A 17,920-nucleotide genomic window follows, 5' to 3' on the forward strand; every position below is an offset into this window, starting at 1 on the left:
AACGGCGGGTGGACGGGCGGTGCGGGCGGGGAGGTGCGGCGTCCGCCGGTCGTCCGTCCGGAGTGCGTCAGGCGCGGAGGGGGACGGCCGTGCGGCCCGGGATCAGCTCGCCGTCGACCGCGGTGTGGCACGTGGTCGTGACGGTGCCGTCGATGCGGTCCACCACGGCGTCGACCGCGAGGGCGCCGATGACGGGGACCGGCTGGCTCCACGTGGTGAAGCCGAGGAGCGCGCTCGTGAAGGGCGGCAGGCCGTCGTAGCCGGTGATGGAGACGTCCGCGGGGGCGGTGATGCCCCGACGGCCGAGGCCGTCGAGGATCGCGAGGGCCCACCCGTCGCTCGGCGCCATGACCGCGGTCACGCCGCCCGCGTCGACGATCGCCTGCGCGATGCCGTCCGCGCCCTCGAGGCGCCCGCCCGCGTGCTCCTCGCCGCGCACGTGCAGGACGTCGAGGCCGAGCTCGGTGAGGCGGTCGAGCATCGCGAACGTGCGGGCGGACATCGTCAGGGAGAGGACGGGCGCGAGCGTGACGACGGCGATGCGGCGGTGGCCGAGCGACGCCACGTGGTCGGCGAGGCCGCGGCCGCCCGTGGTCTCGTCGCAGTAGACGCTGCTGAGCGACGCGTCCACCTCGGGGCGGCCGGCGACGACCGTGGGGATCCGTCGCGCGGACGGGAGGATGTCGGCGACCGGGAGCGCGCCGCTGCACACCACGAGCCCCTCGACCTGCAGGGAGACGAGCGTCTCGAGGGCCTTGCGCTCCTCGTCGACGTCGAACGCGCCGAACCCCGTCGCCGTGACGACCCGGTACCCGCGCTCCGACGCCCGCTGCTGCAGCGCCGTGAGGAGGTGCCCGTAGAAGGGCGTGGACGCGTCGCGCACGAGCACGCCGAGCGTGTGGGTGCGATGCGCGGACATCCCGCGCGCGTGCGCGTTGGCGACATAGCCGAGCGCGGCGGCGGCGTCGCGGACGGCCTGCAGCGTGGCAGGGGCCACGCCCGTCGCGCCGGAGAGCGCGCGCGAGACGACCGACTTGGAGACGCCGGCACGCGCGGCCACGTCGTGGATGGTGGGGGCGGCGCCGGGGCGGCTCATGCCCGGGTCCGCGGGGCGGGCAGCCCGCGGTAGGCGGCGGGGTCGGGGATCGGCGCGGGGTGCGGGGCGGCGGCGGTGGGCACGGGTCCACGGTAGCGATGCGGGGGCGTCGCGCGCGGCAGGGTCAGGGGTGCGCGGCCGGCGGGTCGTCGGTGGGCGGGGGATCCGCGGCGGGCGGGAGGGGCAGGCCGGCCGCGCTGGCGCCGAGGCGGCGGAGGACCGCCCGGGTGGCGGATCGGAGGAGGCCGGGCGGCCGCGGGATGCGGGCGTCGTCGGCCTCGAGGGCTCCCGTCGCGCGGCGGGTCGCGCGGAGCGGGTCGTCGTCGGCCGGATCCCCTGGCCACACGTCGTGCAGCGCGCGGAGCCGCTCCTGCAGGAGGTCGTCGTCGCGATCGGGGCTGCTCAGCACGCGCGGGCTCCCGGGGCGATGCGGCGCGAACGGCTGTGGCGCGGCCAGCGGGCGGGCGACGGCCCGGCGACCGACGGCGTGCGCGGGTGCGGTGCGTGCGGCATGGGACCTCGGGCTGGGCTCGGACGGGAGGCCCATGAGGCTACGGGCCGCGCGGATCCCGCGGCGCGGCCCCTGCACATGCCCCCGCGCGGGCGGGGTCCGGCGGGACGGCCGCGCCGCCCGGCTCCCGCGGTCGGCGCGTCCTACGCTCGGCCCATGACCCCGCCCCGCGCGACCCGTCCGACCCGTCCGTCGCGCCCGACCCGTTCCTCGCGTCCGCGGCGGCGCGCCCGCCGCCTCGTCCAGGTGGCGGTGGGCGCGGCCGCCGTGCTGGCCGTCGTCGTCGGGACCCTGCCCGCCGCCGCGGCGGCGCCCTTCCAGGTCGTCGGGTACGCGGAGGGCGGATCCACCCCGGTGGCGCCCCTCGACGCGAGCGCCGCTGCCCTCACCTCCGTGGTGGTCGACGGGGTGAACGTCACGTCGGACGGCCGGAGCGTCGCTGCGCCGTCGCCCGAGGCGATCACCCTCCTCCGTGAGGCGCACGCGCGCGGCGAGCGGGTCGAGCTGCTGGTGGGCAACTACGACGAGGCCCTCGGCGACTTCTCGCCGGGCATCGCCGATGCGCTGCTGGGATCCCCGGCGAACGTCGACCGCGTGGTGGAGCAGCTCGCCGCCGAGGTCCGGAAGCGCGGCTGGGACGGCGTCACCGTCGATCTCGAGAGCCTCTCGGGTGCGCATCCGGCCGGCCTCACCCGGCTCGTGTCGGGGCTGAAGGCGGCCCTCGGATCCGCGCGCAGCGTCTCCGTGTGCCTCACGGCCACCACGGACGACTACCGCCCGCTCGGCTACGACCTCCCGGCGCTCGGTCGCGCCGCCGACCACGTGGTGCTCATGGCGTACGACCAGCACGGGCCCACGTGGTCCGGCGCCGGGCCCGTCGGCGGGATGCCGTGGGTGAAGGCGGCGCTGCGGCCGGTGCGGGAGGCGGTGCCGGCCGCGAGGATCCAGCTCGGCATCGCGGGCTACGGATACACCTGGCCGCGCACGGGCGAGGGGCGGCAGCTCTCCGACCAGGGCGCGCGCGATCTCGTGGCATCCGAGCGGCGCACCGCCGTCTGGAGCGTGCCCCAGCAGGAGTGGCGGGCGACCCTGCGCGACGGCACGGTCGTGTGGTGGTCGGATGCGCGCTCCTACGACGCGCGCGTCGCGCTCGCGAAGCAGCTGGGGCTGGGCGGCGTCGCCGTGTGGTCGCTCGGGCTGTCGGATCCGCTGACGCGATGACGGAGGGCGGTGCGCTGCCGGGCGGCGTCTGGCGCGTGCGGGAGCTGCGGCTCGACCGGATCCACCGCGAGGTCGCCGTGCGGATCGCCGGCGGTCGCGTGGCGCTCGCCGACCCGGCCGACGCGGTGCTCGGCCGGCTCGACCTCGCGATCAGCGACGGCGTGGTCGACCGGCACGTGCACCTCGGGCTCGTGGAGCACGCGGCGCTCGCCGGATCACCCGTCACGGCGGTGGTCGACCTCGGGTGGGATCCGGCGGAGATCGCCCGCATCGCCGCCCGCCCGCCCGCCGGTGTCGCCGTCCGCTACGCGGGTCCGTTCCACACCTCCCTGGGCGGTTACCCCTCGGATCGCGCGTGGGCGCCGGCGGCCGCGGTGCGCGAGGTGGCGCGCGCCGAGGATGCGGCGGTAGCCGTCGTGCAGGCCAGGGCGGGCGGATCCGGCGCGGTGAAGATCGTGCTGCACGACGGCGGACCGCTCCTCGCCGACGACGTGCTGGCCGCGCTCGTCGACGCCGCGCACGAGGCCGGGCTGCCGGCAGTCGTGCACGCGGAGGGCGCGGGACAGGCGGCGCGCGCGATCCGGGCGGGCGCCGACGTGCTCGTGCACGTGCCGTGGACCGAGCGGCTCGACGACGCCACGCTGCGCGAGTCCGCGACGCGGGACGTGCTCTGGATCTCGACCCTCGCGATCCACGACGGCGCCGACCTCGCGACGGCCCTCGAGAACGCCCGGCGGTACGTCGCGCTCGGCGGCCGGATCGCGTACGGCACCGACCTCGGCAACGGCGACCTCCCGGTGGGCCTGAACGCGCGGGAGGTCGAGCTGCTCGGCGAGGTCGGGCTGCGGGGCGCGGCGCTGCTCGACGCCGTGCTGGGCAGCGCGCCCGGCGGCATCGCGCACGCGCTGGCGAGCGCGGATCCGCTGCCGTCGTCCGCCGACGCCACCGCTGAGGAGCTGGTGGCGTGGCTGCGCGGGGCGCATCGGCTGGGCGCGGGGGACCTGCTCAACAGGGGGTGACATCGCCGGACCGCCTCGCGCGTCGGCTGCTATCCGCGGCGAACGCGCACGATCTGGGCGCGCGGATCGGCTTCGCACCGCTCCGCGTGATCAGAGCGCGGCCGACAGGAGCGATGCCGTCTCCCGGGGATGGGTGAGGGGGAAGAGGTGTCCGCCGGGGGCGTTCAGGATCGTCGCCCCGAGCCGGCGGGCGAGCGCCAGCTGCGCGTCGCGTCGCGGGTCCTCCGAGGAGACGACGACCAGGATGCGCCGATCCGCGGGCTGCGCACCCGTCCCCGGTGCCGGGTCGAGCCGTTCCGCCGCGGTGAGGAGGTCGAGGGGCGGCCCTTCGGGGGCTCGGGATCCGTATCGGTGGAAGGAGAGCTCGCGGAGCGCTCGCGCGGCCGCGTCGCGCACCACGGGGATCCTGCCGACGAACCGAAGTGAGACGCGGATCGCCGGTGAGAGGGGTCGACGCCCGGGGGAGCTGGGCGCGAGGAGGATCAGCGGTTCAGAGGACGCGGCGCCCGGCTGCAGCGCGTCCAGGGCGCCGCGGGAGTGCGCGATGACCACCCTGGCGGTTCCGTCGAGCGCCGCCGTGAGCAGCGCCTCGAGCTCGGCGTAGTCGGATCGACGCAGCGGGAATCCCGGGTGCACGGTCACGACGGGTCCGCGGCGTCCATCGCGGTCACGTCCCGCCGGCTCTGTCATGGGCCGACCGTACCCTTCCGCCGACCACGGGTTGTCCCCCGACGTGAGGTTAGGCTAACCTCACCTATCGTGACCTCCCCCGCATCGACCACTCCGATCGCGCGCGCCGCGCACCCGGATCCGTCACCCGCGACACCCGCCGCCTCCGCTCTCGAGGCCCGCGGGATCACGGTCGCGTACGGCGACACGGAGGTCGTGCACGCCGCGGGGCTCGAGATCCGGCCGGGCTGCGTCACCGCGCTCGTCGGGCCGAACGGCAGCGGGAAGTCCACGCTGCTGCGGACCATGGCGCGGCTGCAGGCGGCGCGCTCCGGATCGCTCGTGCTGCGCGACGAGGACGCGGGCGCGGGCGCCGCCGACGCCCGCGAGTCCGACGCCCTCGACCTCTCCCTCCGCCGCTTCGCCCGCCGCGTCGCGCTCCTCACGCAGGGCCGGCCGACGCCGGGCGGCCTCAGCGTCCGCGACGTCGTCGAGTTCGGCCGCTACCCGCATCGCGGCCGGTTCGGCGGGGCGGATCCCGACGGCCGGGCGGCCGTGGATCGCGCGCTCGACCTCACGGGCCTCGTCGCCCTCGCCGACCGCGGCGTCGACCAGCTCTCCGGCGGCCAGCTCCAGCGGGTCTGGCTCGCCAGCTGCCTCGCCCAGGAGACGGGCGTGCTGCTCCTCGACGAGCCCACCACGTACCTCGACCTCCGCTACCAGGTCGAGCTCCTCGACCTGGTGCGCGACCTCGCCGACGACGCGTCGATCGCCGTCGGCGTCGTCCTCCACGACCTCGATCAGGCCGCCGCGCTGGCCGACACCGTCGCGCTGCTCTCCGACGGCCGGATCGTCACGACCGGCACCCCATCCGAGGTGCTGACCCCCGACCTCCTCACCGAGGTCTACGGCATCCCCGTCGAGGTCCACGCGGATCCGACGACGGGCAGCCTGCGCACCCGCGCGGTCGCCCGCCACCACCACAGGAACGAGAGGCTCCACCCGTGATCACGAGACGACGAACCCTGGCGATGACCGCCCTCGCCGCCGCGACAGCGCTCACGCTGACCGCATGCGGCACCACCGAGGAGGCGTCGACGGGCGCCGGCACGACGCCGGCCGGCGAGCAGATCACGCTCACCGACGGCACCGGCGCGGAGGTCACGCTCGACGGGCCCGCGACCAAGGTCGTCGGCACCGAGTGGAACGTCGTGGAGAACCTCGTGTCGCTGGGCGTGGATCCCGTGGGCGTCGCCGACGTCGCGGGCTACAGCGCCTGGTCGTCCGCCGTGCCGCTCGTCAACGAGCCCGCCGACATCGGCACGCGCGGCGAGCCGAGCGTGGAGACCATCGCGTCGCTCGCGCCCGACCTCATCGTCGCGACCACCGACCTGCCGGCCGACGCGATCACGCAGCTCAAGGCCATCGCGCCCGTGCTGCAGGTGAACTCGGCCGACGGCAGCAAGCAGATCCAGCAGAGCGAGGACAACCTCGAGCTCATCGCGAAGGCGACGGGCACCGAGGACCAGGCGACGAAGGTCATCGGCGCCTACGACCAGGCCGTGACCGACGCGAAGGCGAAGCTCGACGCGGCCGGGCTCGCGGGCTCGAAGTTCCTGTTCGCCGACGCGTACGTGGACGCCGGCGCCGTCACCATCCGCCCGTTCGGCACGGGCTCGCTGATCGGCGACGTCACCACCGAGCTCGGCCTCGAGAACGCGTGGACCGGCGAGGTCGACCCGGCCTACGGCCTCGGATCCACCGACGTCGAGGGCCTCACGACCGTCGGCGACGTGCAGTTCCTCTACAACTCCAACTCCACGCAGGGCGACGACCCGTTCGCCTCCACGCTGGCATCCAACGCCGTGTGGAAGTCGCTCCCGTTCGTCACGGCCGGCGACGTGCACCGCATGCCCGACGGCATCTGGGCGTTCGGCGGTCCCGCGTCGATGACGGCGTACGCGAAGGCCGTCTCCGACCTGCTGGCCGGCTGATCCGGCGGCCCGCCGACCCGCATCCCGCTGAACCGATGACCGCTCCCGTCCGCACCGCGCCCCCGTCGGCCGACGCGCCTCCCGCGTCCGCCGCCGCGGCGTCGATCCCGGACCCCGCCCCGTCGCTCGCCGCGGTCGCGCGCGCCGACGGGGCCGGCCGGATCCCGGTGCGGGCGGTCGCGGTCGTCGCCCTCCTCGCGCTGGTCGTGGCGGTGCTCGCGGTGATCGACGTCACCCAGGGCACCGCCGCGGTCGGCCCGCGCGAGGTGTGGCAGGCGCTCACCGGGCGCGCGACGCCGGGCGACGCATCCGTCGTGGTCGCGTCGCGGCTGCCGCGCATGGCGGCGGGGATCCTCGTGGGCCTCGCCCTCGGCGCGGCCGGCGCCGCCCTCCAGACCGTGAGCCGCAACGTGCTCGCCTCGCCCGACACGCTCGCGGTGAACGCGGGCGCCTACGCGGCCCTCGCGGTCGCGGCGGTCACCGGGCTCACGCTGCCGGTGCTCGCGGGCGCGGGCGTCGCGTTCGTGGGCGGGCTCGTCGCGGCGGCGATCGTGCTCGCGGTCTCGGGCCTCGGATCCGGCACCGTGCGCCTCGTGCTCGCGGGCAGCGCGCTCGCGCTCGGCCTCGGATCCGTGACCAGCGCGCTCCTCCTCCTCTTCCCGCAGCAGACCTCCGGCCTCTACCGCTGGGGCCAGGGCGGCATCGGCCAGAACGGGTTCGACGCGGTCGCGCAGATGGCACCCGTCGTGGCGATCGCGCTCGGCATCCTGCTCCTCCTCACCCGACGGCTCGACGCGCTCGGGCTCGGCGACGACGCCGCCCGCAGCCTCGGCGTCGACGTGCGGGCGACCCGCGTGATCGCCGTGCTCGCCTCGGTGCTGCTCGCCGCCGCGGCCGTGACGGTCGCCGGCCCCATCGGCTTCGTGGGCCTGTACGCGCCCGCGTTCGTGCGGCCGCTGCGCCGGCTCGTGCCGGGCGTCCGGCGCTCGTGGGTCTTCGTCCCCGTCGCCGGCTTGATGGGCGCGGCCGTCGTGCTGCTCGCCGACGTGCTGCTGCGCGCGGTCGTCGGCGCCGAGGCGTCCGTCGCCGTGCCGACCGGGCTCGTCACCTCCCTCATCGGCGCGGTCGTGCTCGTGGTGCTGGCCGTGCGCACCCGCGACAGCGCGACGCCCGCGCCCACCGAGCGCCACGGCGTGATCACCCGCCGTCGCGCCGCGCTCGTGGTCGGCGCGCTGATCGCGGTGCTCGTCGGGCTGCTGATCGCCTCCGTGCTGCTCGGCGACGCGAAGCTGCTCCTCGGCGACCTCGTGAACGGGATCCGCGGCACGGCCGGCCCCGTCGTCAGCTACGTGCTCGACACCCGCGTGCCGCGCGTGCTCGCGGCCGTGCTCGCCGGTGCGGCGCTCGCGCTGGCGGGCGTGCTCGTGCAGGCGGTGACCCGGAACCCTCTCGCGGATCCCGCGATCCTCGGCGTCTCCGGCGGCGCGGGCCTCGGCGCCGTGCTCTTCGTGACCACCGCGCCGCTCGCATCCGGCTGGGGCATCGCGGGCGCGGCCGGGCTCGGGGCGCTCGCCGCGGCGGCCGTCGTCTTCGGCCTCGCCGCGCGCGGCGGCTTCCCGCAGAACCGGCTCGTGCTCATCGGCGTCGGCGTCTCGGCGGGCACGGCCGCGGCCATCAGCATGATCATCGTGCTCACCGACCCGTTCAACGGCGCGAAGGCGCTCACCTGGCTCTCCGGATCCACCTACGGCCGCGGGTTCGACGACGCCCTGCCGGTGCTGGTCGCCCTCGCGCTCACCGTGGCGGTCGCTGCTCCGCGGCACCGGATGCTGGACCTCGTCGCCCTCGACGACGACACCCCGCGCCTCCTCGGCGTCTCGCTCGGCCGCTCGCGCCTGCTGGCCCTCTCGATCGCGGTGGTGCTCACGGCGACGGCGGTCGCGGCGGTCGGCGTGATCGGCTTCGTCGGCCTGGTCGCGCCGCACGCCGCCCGCGCGCTCGTCGGATCCCGCCACGCGCGCGTCGTCCCCGTCGCGATCCTGCTGGGCGCCGCCCTCGTGACCCTCGCCGACCTGCTCGGCCGCACCGTGATCGCCCCGGGCCAGCTCGGCGCCGGCCTCGTGACCGCGCTCGTCGGCACGCCGTACTTCGTGTGGCTGCTGTGGCGCGGGCGGGCGGCGCGGGGGCGTTAGGGGCGTCCGTGGTCCGGCCGACCGCGATGGTGTGCATGAAGACGTCACGGCGACGGGGGATCACCTAGCTTCTCGTGCGCGGGCCTCTTCGCCTACCACGCCCGTGTTGTGGGGACACTCATGTTGGGGACGCTGCTGGTCATTGCCCGCATGTGCGCAGGTGGATTCTTCGTCTGGACGGGCAGCGCGAAACTGAGCCGGTCTCGACACTTCTGGTCCCAGATCATGGGTTACAAGATCGTCGGACCCCGTCAAGCCAGATTGCTCGCTGCCGCGCTGCCTCCCGTCGAGTTCGTCGCCGGCTTGTTCTTCGCCGCTGGGCTATGGCCCGCCGTGACGGGGTGCGTCCTGCTTCTGCTGCTCGCCGCATTCACTGCCGCCATCGCATCCTCTCTGCTCCGCGGCCTCGAGAACGATTGCGGCTGCGCGGGGAGCGATCGCGTCTCACCGCTCCTCATCGTCCGCAACGTCATGCTCGCCTCGCTAGCGGTCGCCGGAATGTCATCCGCGGCGCCGGCTTATTCCGGCGAGATCATCGTCGTGGCATGCGGGTGCCTCCTTGTCGTCGTAATCAGCTCCCATTCGTATCGTGCAATAGGAAGATGATCACCATTCAAATCGAAAGGCATGCGCATGTCGACTCGACGCAGCATCTTGAGGGGCCTCATCGGGGCCGCCGCGCTCACGGCAACCGGACAGGGCGGACCATTCACGGCGTTCGCCTCATCGGCTTCGGCGACGCCCATCCGTGAATCCGACCATCCGTGGTACCTGCAGCCGCTCGCGGCGACTGCCAGCGCGGGCGCCGATGATCTGGCGGTCCTCCATCGGGCAGCGGTGGCGGCGGCCGTCCAAGAGGGGTATGCGCCGGACGTCGTATCCTCGGCGGTCGCACAGGCCACCATGTCGGTCAACACCCGCGGCAACAGGGTCGGCAAGTGCTCCCTGATCTTGGATGCGCAGTCCGTATTCGTGCTGACGAAGGAGTTCGGAACGGGGCATCTGAATCGTCAGGCTGTGCAGACTCTCTGGGCGGGCGGTGACAGCCTCGTTCGAGATCTCGTGCCGGCTGCTCACGCCAAGATGATGGCTTCTGGCGAATCGGGCAGCATAGAGGCGGCGGATGCGGCTTCGAGCTGCTGTACCGTGCTCGGAAATGCGATCGGCACGTGTTGCCGATATGACTTCCAAGGGCTGTTCGAATGCTGCGGCCCCTGTGGTTTCACTTTTCCCGAGATCCCGGTCTTCATAGCCTGCGTTGCCATCTGGTGCAATTACTGCTCGGCGGCGCACTGTGAGGAGTGGTACTACGAATGTTGATGCGTCCGATGTGAGGTGCTCCCGGAGGTGGGTTGCGCCGATGCTGTCGAATGCGTGCCGAGCTCGATGGATGGGGAGCGCGTGCCCCGCACGCGAAACCGATGCCCTGTCCCTACTCGGTCGCCGGGTCGGCTCGGCCGCACCGTGATCGGCTGAACTACTCGTCGCCCGCTCCGTCGCCGCCGGGGGTGGGGCTGACCCCACCTCGGATCCGGGAGCGGGCAGGATGGGAGCCGCACCGGCGCCTCGCGAGGCTGGGATCATGAACGAGACATCGCCCACCACCGAGGCCGAATCGACGCCCGTGCCACCCGAAGACCTCCCCGCCGCACCCGCGGACGCCGACGACCGAGCCGACACGGATGAGGGCGCCGGCACACCGCCGCCCGCCGTCCGCCGCCGCTCCTTCTACGCCGACGCCTGGCGCCACCTCCCGCGCGACCTCGGGTACCTCGCCCTCACCGCGCTGCTGCTCGCCACCGTCTACTTCGCGCTCCCCACCGCGGTCTACAGCCTCTTCGACTCGCTCCTGTGGTCCGCGTCCGGGCTGTTCGCGGCCGTCGCGCTCCTCGTCGCGCTGTTCGCGGCGCGCGGGCTGGGCGCGGTCGAGCGGGTGCGGATCGGGTGGGCTGAGCCGCGGTCGATCCGCCCGGTCGACTGGACGCCCAGGTGGCAGCAGAACCGCGCCATGCGGATCCTCTCGGCCGTCGCGAACCCGCACTACTGGCTGCACCTGCTGCACGCGGTCGTCGTCTATCCGCTGGTGTCGTTCGTGACGCTCGGCGCGGGCGCCCTGCTGATCGCCGGGTTCCTCGGGCCGATCGCCAGCGGCATCGCGATCCTCGGCTACGGCTGGCGCTTCGAGCAGGCCCTCACGGATCACGGCTACGACGCGGGACGCACCTTCGCCCTCGCCGGCGTCCTCGGCGTGACGGCCATGATCCTGTCCGTCGTGCTGCTCCCGCTCTGGGCGCGCGGCGCCGTGCTCGCCCACTATTGGACCGACCACGCGCTGCTCGGCGGGTTCAAGTCCGACGTCCTCGAGCGCCGCGTGCAGGGCCTCGAGCAGTCCCGCGCCGGAGCCGTGACGGCCGAGGGCCAGACGCTCCGACAGATCGAGCGCGACCTGCACGACGGACCGCAGCAGCGCCTGGTGCGCCTCCGCATGGACCTCGCGGCCGCCGAGCGCGCGCTGGACACGGATCCGGAGCGCGCCCGCACGCTCATCGCCGAGGCCTCCGAGCACGCGCACGACACCCTGGAGGAGCTGCGCGCGCTGTCCCGCGGGTTCGCCCCGCCGATCCTCCTCGACCGCGGGCTCGTCGCGGCCCTCGAGGCGCTCGCGTCCCGGTCGCCGGTGCCCGTGGAGCTCCAGATCCACCTGCCGGAGGCCCTGGTGCTCCCGACCGAGGTCGAGCGCAACGTCTACTTCACCGTCAGCGAGCTCCTCACCAACGTCGCCAAGCACTCCGGGGCGACCCGGGCGGACGTCACGCTGATGCTGATGCGCGACTTCGACGACACCCGGGTGCTCGCCGCGCGGGTGACGGACGACGGCCAGGGCGGCGCGTCCGTGCAGGAGGGCCACGGCCTCGAGGGGCTCCTCGGCCGCATCGGCGCGCTCGACGGCGACGTGAGCATCTCCAGCCCGCAGGGCGGACCCACGCGGATCACCGCGCGTGTCCCGCTCGTGACGCTGAACGGCGTGCCGACCGACGGATCCGACCGCACCGGCACCGGCACCGGCGCGGGCGGCCCGGTCGGCGCCTCGCCCGACCCCACCGCGTGACTACGCTCGGGACCATGGACGACGGCCCGGATGCAGCGCGCATCCGGGCCGTCGTGGTCGACGACGCCGTGCTCCTCCGCGAGGGGCTCGCGCGCGTGCTCGTCGAGGCCGGCATCGACGTCGTCGCCCAGCACGCGGACGCCGCCAGCTTCCTCGCGGCGCTCGCCGCCGACGCCCCCGACGTCGTGGTGATGGACGTCCGCATGCCGCCGACCTTCTCCGACGAGGGGATCCGCGCCACGGTCGAGGCCCGGCGGCGCGTGCCGGGGATCGGCGTGCTGCTGCTCTCCCAGTACGTCGAGGCCGCCTACGCCGAGGAGGTCTTCCGCAGCGGGACGGCCGGCATCGGCTACCTGCTCAAGGACCGGGTGACCCGGCTCGAGGAGATCGACGACGCCGTGCGCCGCATCGCGTCCGGCGGCACCGTGCTCGACCCGGAGGTGGTGACGCAGCTCATGGCCCGACGCCGCGATCCCCTCAGCGCGCTCACGCCGCGCGAGCGCGAGGTGCTCGCGCTCATGGCCGAGGGCCGCACCAACGCGGCGATCGCGCGGGCGCTGGTGATCGGCACGGGCGCGGTCGAGAAGCACGTGACGAGCATCTTCGTGAAGCTCGGCCTGGAGGACACGGGCGAGGACCACCGCCGGGTCCTCGCCGTGCTCGCGTACCTCGGGTGACGCGCTCCCCTACGGTCGAGGCATGACCCGTCCCGTGACCGATCCCGCCGCCCGCATCCGCACGACTCGACGGGTCCTCGTCGTCGTCTTCGCCCTCCTCGCGGTGGGCCAGGCGGTGGTCGGCGTCCTGGCCTTCACCGTGACGGACGGCGCGGAGGGCATCCGGGCCATGGGCGTCGCGATGCTCGTGGGCGCCGCCGTCTCCGCGACCATGTCGGCGCTGTTCGCGGTCGGCTTGCGCCGCTCGCGCTAGCCGTCAGCTCGCCTCGCCAATCTCATGACGTCTCCTGCCGGACGAGAGGGCGGCCGTCGTCTCGACGAACGCCGGGATCGCGCGAGGGATCACCCGGCGGTGCCGGTCCACCTGTTCACGACCCACCCCACGGCCGAGGGCTCGTCGACGAGTCCGTCCGCCCAGTCGACGGCCAGCGAGACGGTCGGGCCGTCGGGGTCGCCGATCTCGTTGGCGAATACCGCAGATGCCAGGCTCTGCGCGTCGTTCGGCGAGAAGCACTTGGCGAGGTCCTCGAGCATCCAGCGTCGACCGACGACCTGAGGGGAGTAGGACGCCCGGTACAGGATCACGGCGGAGCCGTCCGCGCGAGCCTGGCCGGCCACCCATGACTTCCGCGGGACCAGACCCGGGTTCGCCGAGAAGCGCGCGCGGATCGAGTCGACGAACACGTCTCCGTCGACCGTCACGGGACGTCCTGCCCGATGGACATCGGCTCATACGACCACGAGGTGGAGGTGGAAGTGGGCGATTCCTCGGAGAGGCGAGTCGCAGACGGCTTCTTCACTCCGATCGCGAGGTCGACCCAGGAGGGGCAGGCAAGCGCTCCGTCCGGGTTCAGGCAGTACGCCGTGATTATGCCGACCTCTTCACCGCCTAGAGCGACGCCATACCAATCGCTCTTTCCGACGGCTTTGTTGACCACTCTGACTTCTCGGGAATCCGTAACCGTGCAGCTCTCTTCGTCAGTGCACGTGATTTCGTTCGCGTACGCTGTGTAGCGCCTATCTTCGCCCTCGTCGACCCCGCCATCCGGATTCTTCAAGACAAAGCCGATGGAGTTCTTGCTGAAGATCGCGTGACGCTTTTGGATTTTGGTCCAACCGAAGCCGGCGACGCCGTCGTAAGTGCCTTGGCGGAGGATGATGGTCCGACCAGCGGCATCGGTCTCGGTTCCCACAATCGTCGCCCCATCCGCCGCAGAGGCTGATGTGGCGACCACGAGCCCGGATCCACTCAACAGACCGATGAGGCCCGCCGTCATCGCTGCTGCTCGAACAGTTCGTGACATGCGATTCGTGTTATTCCCCATGATGCCCCTCATCCTTTGAGCTCATTACTCTTCTGGCTGCGTCCCGGCCGCGCGACCATTTGCGCGGCAGGGGGCCCCTCGCCAGTTCCACGCCATCGTTCGACCGCAATCAGATATCGATCTATAGATCACGCTAAGGGCGCCGATTGCCCGGGTCAACCGCGTACGGCGCATGTGGCAGATGTGGTATCGCGCGCCGTGCGGAGAGACGATCGAGGCCTGCATCGTCGACGGCGCTGTGCCTTGGTAGCCCACCTGAACTCATTCCAGTAGCTGCACGTACCTCCGGCACACGTGCACGCGCCGGAACCGGGCGCGCACCTCCTCCTCGCGCTCCACGGCCGCGTGCAGGAACGCGAGCACCGGCCGGCCGAGGCCCTCGGGCGTGGTGAAGCCGCTCGTGTCGTCGCCCTCGCCCACGAAGACGTGCAGGTAGCTGGTCCCCTCGACGAAGCCGACGCGGCGGTACCCGGCGTTCGCGGCGGGATCCTCGCGGGTCCACGCGTCGAGCTCGGTCGCGCCGGTGCCTGCGAGGAGCGGCACGGCGGCCTCGAGCAGGCTCGTGGCGATGCGGCGTCCCTGGTGATCGGGGTGGACGGCGACGGTGTCGATGGTGGCGAGGGCGCCCTCGACGCCGATGTCGAGGATCCCGACGATGGTGCCGTCCGGATCCTCGGCGACGAGCGCGACGGACGGCTCGGCCGGTTCCGGCCGGCGCGGCTGCACGTCGTCGAAGTACTGCGAGCCGAGGAAGGAGAGCGCGCGGCAGCGGATCCAGCCGGGCTCGTCGGCGGGGGAATAGGGACGGATGGTGGGCGCGGGGTGCGCGGGCATGCGGGGTCCTGTCGTCGAGGCGCGCCGGGCGGAGCGGCCGGGCGCGGGTGGTGGGGGAGCGGGGCGGGCGCTCATCTCGACGACATGCGTCCACCGTGGCGGACGCGGCGATCCCCCGCAAGGCCCGCGGCGGATCCGCGGGGCTCAGCCGAAGACGTACGACGCGAGGTCCGCGGGCACCTGCTCCCGCTGCCAGGCCAGGTCCGCGACGAGCGCCTCACCCGCCAGCGCCTTCCGCGTGTACCGCGGGATCTCGCGGCTGTGGGCCGCCATGTGGGCGACGGCCGCGGCCTGGCCGACGGCTCGCGCGACCGCTGTCGCCTCCGGTGATCCGGCGTCACGGGCGGCGGCATGGCACGCGAAGGCGAGGGTGCGCATCGCGCCGACGCCCACGTCTCCGTCCGCGAACGCCGCTGCCCCGGCTATGGCGTCGCGCAGCCGGCCGTCGTCCGGGCGCTCGGCGGAGAAGACCGGGAGGAGCCGCTCCACGCACGCCGCTGCCCACGCGACGAGCCGCCTGCGGTCCCCCTCGGCGAGCGTCCGGTCGGTCGGGTCGATCATGCGTCCAGCTCGCGCCCCATCTGGATCCTCCGCCCGAGCCCGTCGAGGCCGAGCCGCGCCTCCGTCTCCACGAGCGCCGCGTGGAACGGCGTCGCGGGCGGCTCCTCCGCGAACCCCATGCGGGTGTAGGAGGGCGCGTTCCACGGCACGTCGGCGAAGGTGCGCAGCGTGATCCGCCGGTGCCCGCGCCGCCGCGCCTCATCCGCGGACGCCTCGACGAGGGCGCGCCCGTGGCCGCGGCGGCCGTGCTCCGGTGGCACCGAGACCTGCTCGAGGTGCGCGAGGCCGTCGACCTCGAGGACGTGCGCGAAGCCGACGAGCGCCTTCTCGGATCCGTCGGCCGTTTCCTCCGCGACCAGCAGGAACCCCGGCTCCGCGGCGCGCACCGCCCCGGTCGGCGCGGCCGGCCAGTCCTCCGGCTCCAGCAGGTCGACGAGCAGTCGGTCGGCCGCGTCCTCGATCCCCTGCAGGGCGTCGAGGTCGCCGGCGGTGGCGAGGCGGATGCGGGTGGTCACCCTGCATCGTACGAGGGGCGCGTACCGGGCCTCAGCCCCGAACGCGCCCCTCGGACGTTCCGGACGCTGCTAGTCCGCGTCCACCACGATCACCGTGACCACCGGCGTGCGGCGGTGGCGGCGCTGGAGCCAGCGCTGCAGGCCGTCGCTCATGGCGCGCTCGGCGGCGACGCCGTCGAGGTGGCGCTTGGCGGCCGCGTTCTTCAGGGCGGTGCTGATGGCGGCCTCGGCCTCCGGGATCCAGCCGTCGTGCTCCACGAAGCCGCGCGTGATGAGCTCGGCCGGGTGGATGAGCTTCTGCTCCTTCTCGTCGAAGATGCCGAGCACGGTGATCTGCCCCTCGGCGGCGAGCGTGCGGCGCTCCTCGAGGGCCTCCTCGGTGGCGACGCCGATGGTCATGCCGTCGACGAAGACGTAGGGCGCCGGCACGCGGCCGGAGATCGACGCGCGGCCGTTGACGAGGTCGACGCTCACGCCGTCCTCGATGACGAGCGCGTTCTTCACGCCCGTGCTCTCCGCCAGGGCGGCGTTGGCGACGAGGTGGCGCCACTCGCCGTGCACGGGCAGCACGTTGCGGGGCTTGACGAGGTTGTAGCAGTAGACGAGCTCACCGGCGCTGGCGTGGCCGGAGACGTGCACCTTGGCGTTGCCCTTGTGAACGACGTCGGCGCCCCAGCGGATGAGGCCGTTGATCACGCCGTAGATGGCGTTCTCGTTGCCGGGGATGAGCGAGCTGGCCAGGAGGATCGTGTCGCCCTCGCCCACCTCGATGATGTGCTCGCGGCGCGCCATGCGGCTGAGCGCCGCCATCGGCTCGCCCTGCGAACCCGTGCAGATGAGCGTGACCTTGTCGTCCGGCAGCTTGTTCAGCGCCTTGAGGTCGATGACGAGGCCCTTGGGGATGCGGAGGTAGCCGAGGTCGGACGCGATCTTCATGTTGCGGACCATGGAGCGGCCGACGAACGAGACCTTGCGGCCGTACTGCTCGGCGGAGTCGAGCACCTGCTGGATCCGGTGCACGTGGCTCGCGAAGCTGGAGACGACGATGCGCTTGGGCGCCGTGCGGAACACCTTCTCGATGGCGGGCGTGAGGTCCTTCTCGGCGGTGGTGAAGCCGGGGACCTCCGCGTTGGTCGAGTCGGTGAGGAAGAGGTCCACGCCCTCCTCGCCGAGGCGGGCGAACGCGCCGAGGTCGGTGAGGCGGCGGTCCATCGGGAACTGGTCCATCTTGAAGTCGCCCGTGTGCAGGACCATGCCGGCGCCCGTGCGGATCGCGACGGCGAGGCCGTCCGGGATGGAGTGGTTCACGGCGACGAACTCGAGGTCGAACTTGCCCGCGGTGATGCGGTCGCCCTCCTTCACCTGGCGGGTGACGGGCTTGATCTTGTGCTCCTCGAGCTTCGCGCTGATGAACGCGAGCGTGAGGCGGGATCCGATGACGGGGATGTCGGGCCGCTCCTGCAGGAGGTAGGGGACGCCGCCGATGTGGTCCTCGTGGCCGTGCGTGAGGACGATGCCGGTGATCTTGTCGAGGCGCCCGCGGAGGGTGCTGAAGTCGGGGAGGATCACGTTGATGCCGGGCTGGCTCTCCTCGGGGAAGAGCACGCCGCAGTCGACGATGAGCAGCTCGCCCTCGTACTCGAACAGCGTCATGTTGCGGCCGACGTCGCCGAGGCCGCCGAGGGGCGTGACGCGCAGTCCGCCGCGGGGCAGGCGCCCGGGCTTGGCGATGTCGAGGGCGTGGGCGTGGGACGTGGGAGGCATGGTGCCTTTCTGGTCAGGTCGTGCGGGTGATGCCGAGGTGCGCGGATCGTGCTCGCGCGGTTCGTGCGTGGAGACGGTGCCTCCGGTGATGTTCAGGGGCCGTCCGCGAGGACGGGTGGTGCGGCGCCGGGTCGCGGGCGACGGGGGCGATGCGCGTCGTGCTGGTGCCGTCTCGCGCCCGGTCGGATCAGGGACCAGACGGTGTCGGCTGGGGTCGGTGTCACGGTGGGGAGCGGCGGCGCGCGATGCGCGGTCAGGGTCGAGTCTCCCATGCCCGCGCCGGGGAGTCCGCCGGGGCGCTCCGCACGCGCCCGCTCGACGAGCGGAGATGACGCCAACCCTCCCTTCACGTTAGGGTTGGTCGCAGGAGCCCCGCTCCGATCCCCTTCCCCTCCCGGCAGCCCGAACGGCGGCCCATCACCCGCGCGACGAC

At 73.6% G+C, this 17,920-nt stretch carries 19 protein-coding genes; 10 read left to right on the forward strand and 9 right to left on the reverse strand.

Features of this window, described 5'->3' with window-relative positions:
- Positions 1-67: 67 nt before the first annotated feature.
- Both ITJ40_RS00080 and ITJ40_RS00085 read right to left on the reverse strand, forming a co-directional pair.
- A complete protein-coding gene (locus ITJ40_RS00080) occupies positions 68-1,096 on the reverse strand; it encodes a LacI family DNA-binding transcriptional regulator (RefSeq protein WP_194664889.1) in 1,029 nt (342 codons plus the stop codon).
- Between the two features lie 124 nt (positions 1,097-1,220).
- The gene (locus ITJ40_RS00085) at positions 1,221-1,505 is read right to left on the reverse strand and encodes a hypothetical protein (protein ID WP_194664891.1); all 285 of its coding nucleotides are present in this window, start codon (positions 1,503-1,505) and stop codon (positions 1,221-1,223) included.
- Between the two features lie 258 nt (positions 1,506-1,763).
- On the opposite strand from ITJ40_RS00085, the gene ITJ40_RS00090 reads away from it, so the two are divergent.
- Both ITJ40_RS00090 and ITJ40_RS00095 read left to right on the forward strand, forming a co-directional pair.
- Complete coding sequence (locus tag ITJ40_RS00090; protein ID WP_228511680.1) at positions 1,764-2,828, forward strand: glycosyl hydrolase family 18 protein; 1,065 nt, start codon at positions 1,764-1,766, stop codon at positions 2,826-2,828.
- The gene (locus ITJ40_RS00095) at positions 2,825-3,847 is read left to right on the forward strand and encodes a hydrolase (protein WP_194664893.1); all 1,023 of its coding nucleotides are present in this window, start codon (positions 2,825-2,827) and stop codon (positions 3,845-3,847) included. The genes ITJ40_RS00090 and ITJ40_RS00095 overlap by 4 nt, the downstream gene beginning before the upstream one ends.
- A 90-nt stretch (positions 3,848-3,937) precedes the next feature.
- Here ITJ40_RS00095 and ITJ40_RS00100 read toward each other — a convergent pair whose 3' ends face one another.
- Entirely contained in the window at positions 3,938-4,537 is a 600-nt protein-coding gene (locus ITJ40_RS00100) for an alpha/beta hydrolase (protein ID WP_194664895.1), read from the reverse strand.
- Between the two features lie 69 nt (positions 4,538-4,606).
- Here ITJ40_RS00100 and ITJ40_RS00105 point away from each other — a divergent pair, with 69 nt between their 5' ends.
- The 8 genes from ITJ40_RS00105 to ITJ40_RS00140 all read left to right on the forward strand — a co-directional run bounded on the left by ITJ40_RS00105 (position 4,607) and on the right by ITJ40_RS00140 (position 12,741).
- Positions 4,607-5,524 carry an ABC transporter ATP-binding protein gene (locus ITJ40_RS00105; protein WP_370531952.1) on the forward strand — a complete coding sequence of 306 codons (918 nt, stop codon included), beginning with the start codon at positions 4,607-4,609 and terminating at the stop codon, positions 5,522-5,524.
- Positions 5,521-6,510 (forward strand): iron-siderophore ABC transporter substrate-binding protein, encoded by a 990-nt coding sequence (locus ITJ40_RS00110; RefSeq protein WP_370531953.1) that lies wholly within the window; start codon positions 5,521-5,523, stop codon positions 6,508-6,510. Before ITJ40_RS00105 ends, ITJ40_RS00110 begins: the two co-directional genes overlap by 4 nt.
- 35 nt (positions 6,511-6,545) lie before the next feature.
- Positions 6,546-8,702, forward strand: coding sequence for an iron ABC transporter permease (locus tag ITJ40_RS00115; RefSeq protein ID WP_194664897.1), 2,157 nt, complete (start codon positions 6,546-6,548; stop codon positions 8,700-8,702).
- Positions 8,703-8,822: 120 nt separating this feature from the next.
- Positions 8,823-9,308 carry a MauE/DoxX family redox-associated membrane protein gene (locus ITJ40_RS00120; RefSeq protein WP_194664899.1) on the forward strand — a complete coding sequence of 162 codons (486 nt, stop codon included), beginning with the start codon at positions 8,823-8,825 and terminating at the stop codon, positions 9,306-9,308.
- Between the two features lie 27 nt (positions 9,309-9,335).
- Positions 9,336-10,022 carry a hypothetical protein gene (locus ITJ40_RS00125; RefSeq protein WP_194664900.1) on the forward strand — a complete coding sequence of 229 codons (687 nt, stop codon included), beginning with the start codon at positions 9,336-9,338 and terminating at the stop codon, positions 10,020-10,022.
- 262 nt (positions 10,023-10,284) lie between these two features.
- Positions 10,285-11,811: a sensor histidine kinase gene (locus ITJ40_RS00130; RefSeq protein WP_194664901.1), complete on the forward strand. Its 1,527-nt coding sequence runs from the start codon at positions 10,285-10,287 to the stop codon at positions 11,809-11,811.
- A 14-nt stretch (positions 11,812-11,825) separates the two neighbouring features.
- Positions 11,826-12,488: a response regulator transcription factor gene (locus ITJ40_RS00135; protein ID WP_194664902.1), complete on the forward strand. Its 663-nt coding sequence runs from the start codon at positions 11,826-11,828 to the stop codon at positions 12,486-12,488.
- A gap of 22 nt (positions 12,489-12,510) precedes the next feature.
- Positions 12,511-12,741 carry a hypothetical protein gene (locus ITJ40_RS00140; protein ID WP_194664903.1) on the forward strand — a complete coding sequence of 77 codons (231 nt, stop codon included), beginning with the start codon at positions 12,511-12,513 and terminating at the stop codon, positions 12,739-12,741.
- An 89-nt stretch (positions 12,742-12,830) separates the two neighbouring features.
- Here the strand turns inward: ITJ40_RS00140 and ITJ40_RS00145 are convergent, their stop codons facing one another.
- The 6 genes from ITJ40_RS00145 to ITJ40_RS00170 form a co-directional block, all read right to left on the reverse strand.
- Positions 12,831-13,190: a hypothetical protein gene (locus ITJ40_RS00145; RefSeq protein ID WP_194664904.1), complete on the reverse strand. Its 360-nt coding sequence runs from the start codon at positions 13,188-13,190 to the stop codon at positions 12,831-12,833.
- Positions 13,187-13,765, reverse strand: a complete 579-nt coding sequence (locus ITJ40_RS00150; protein ID WP_194664905.1) for a hypothetical protein — start codon at positions 13,763-13,765, stop codon at positions 13,187-13,189. Before ITJ40_RS00150 ends, ITJ40_RS00145 begins: the two co-directional genes overlap by 4 nt.
- A gap of 309 nt (positions 13,766-14,074) precedes the next feature.
- A complete protein-coding gene (locus ITJ40_RS00155; RefSeq protein WP_194664906.1) occupies positions 14,075-14,647 on the reverse strand; it encodes a GNAT family N-acetyltransferase in 573 nt (190 codons plus the stop codon).
- A gap of 144 nt (positions 14,648-14,791) precedes the next feature.
- Positions 14,792-15,208, reverse strand: coding sequence for a putative immunity protein (locus ITJ40_RS00160; RefSeq protein WP_194664907.1), 417 nt, complete (start codon positions 15,206-15,208; stop codon positions 14,792-14,794).
- Positions 15,205-15,723, reverse strand: a complete 519-nt coding sequence (locus ITJ40_RS00165; RefSeq protein WP_194664908.1) for a GNAT family N-acetyltransferase — start codon at positions 15,721-15,723, stop codon at positions 15,205-15,207. The genes ITJ40_RS00160 and ITJ40_RS00165 overlap by 4 nt, the downstream gene beginning before the upstream one ends.
- Positions 15,724-15,792: 69 nt before the next feature.
- On the reverse strand, positions 15,793-17,487 hold the full coding sequence (locus ITJ40_RS00170) for a ribonuclease J (protein ID WP_051629155.1): 1,695 nt from the start codon (positions 17,485-17,487) through the stop codon (positions 15,793-15,795).
- Between the last annotated feature and the right edge of the window lie 433 nt (positions 17,488-17,920).

It is taken from the genome of Clavibacter sp. VKM Ac-2872 (genome assembly GCF_015351105.1).
In the GTDB taxonomy this organism is placed as follows: domain Bacteria; phylum Actinomycetota; class Actinomycetes; order Actinomycetales; family Microbacteriaceae; genus Clavibacter.

Excerpts from the sequence above, each read along its gene's own strand:
- ITJ40_RS00080 (WP_194664889.1), bottom strand. The coding sequence starts at position 1,096 with ATGAGCCGCCCCGGCGCCGCCCCCACCATCCACGACGTGGCCGCGCGT.
- ITJ40_RS00090 (WP_228511680.1), top strand. The coding sequence starts at position 1,764 with ATGACCCCGCCCCGCGCGACCCGTCCGACCCGTCCGTCGCGCCCGACC.
- ITJ40_RS00095 (WP_194664893.1), top strand. The coding sequence starts at position 2,825 with ATGACGGAGGGCGGTGCGCTGCCGGGCGGCGTCTGGCGCGTGCGGGAG.
- ITJ40_RS00100 (WP_194664895.1), bottom strand. The coding sequence starts at position 4,537 with ATGACAGAGCCGGCGGGACGTGACCGCGATGGACGCCGCGGACCCGTC.
- ITJ40_RS00115 (WP_194664897.1), top strand. The coding sequence starts at position 6,546 with ATGACCGCTCCCGTCCGCACCGCGCCCCCGTCGGCCGACGCGCCTCCC.
- ITJ40_RS00120 (WP_194664899.1), top strand. The coding sequence starts at position 8,823 with ATGTTGGGGACGCTGCTGGTCATTGCCCGCATGTGCGCAGGTGGATTC.
- ITJ40_RS00125 (WP_194664900.1), top strand. The coding sequence starts at position 9,336 with ATGTCGACTCGACGCAGCATCTTGAGGGGCCTCATCGGGGCCGCCGCG.
- ITJ40_RS00130 (WP_194664901.1), top strand. The coding sequence starts at position 10,285 with ATGAACGAGACATCGCCCACCACCGAGGCCGAATCGACGCCCGTGCCA.
- ITJ40_RS00135 (WP_194664902.1), top strand. The coding sequence starts at position 11,826 with ATGGACGACGGCCCGGATGCAGCGCGCATCCGGGCCGTCGTGGTCGAC.
- ITJ40_RS00140 (WP_194664903.1), top strand. The coding sequence starts at position 12,511 with ATGACCCGTCCCGTGACCGATCCCGCCGCCCGCATCCGCACGACTCGA.
- ITJ40_RS00150 (WP_194664905.1), bottom strand. The coding sequence starts at position 13,765 with ATGACGGCGGGCCTCATCGGTCTGTTGAGTGGATCCGGGCTCGTGGTC.
- ITJ40_RS00155 (WP_194664906.1), bottom strand. The coding sequence starts at position 14,647 with ATGCCCGCGCACCCCGCGCCCACCATCCGTCCCTATTCCCCCGCCGAC.
- ITJ40_RS00160 (WP_194664907.1), bottom strand. The coding sequence starts at position 15,208 with ATGATCGACCCGACCGACCGGACGCTCGCCGAGGGGGACCGCAGGCGG.
- ITJ40_RS00170 (WP_051629155.1), bottom strand. The coding sequence starts at position 17,487 with ATGCCTCCCACGTCCCACGCCCACGCCCTCGACATCGCCAAGCCCGGG.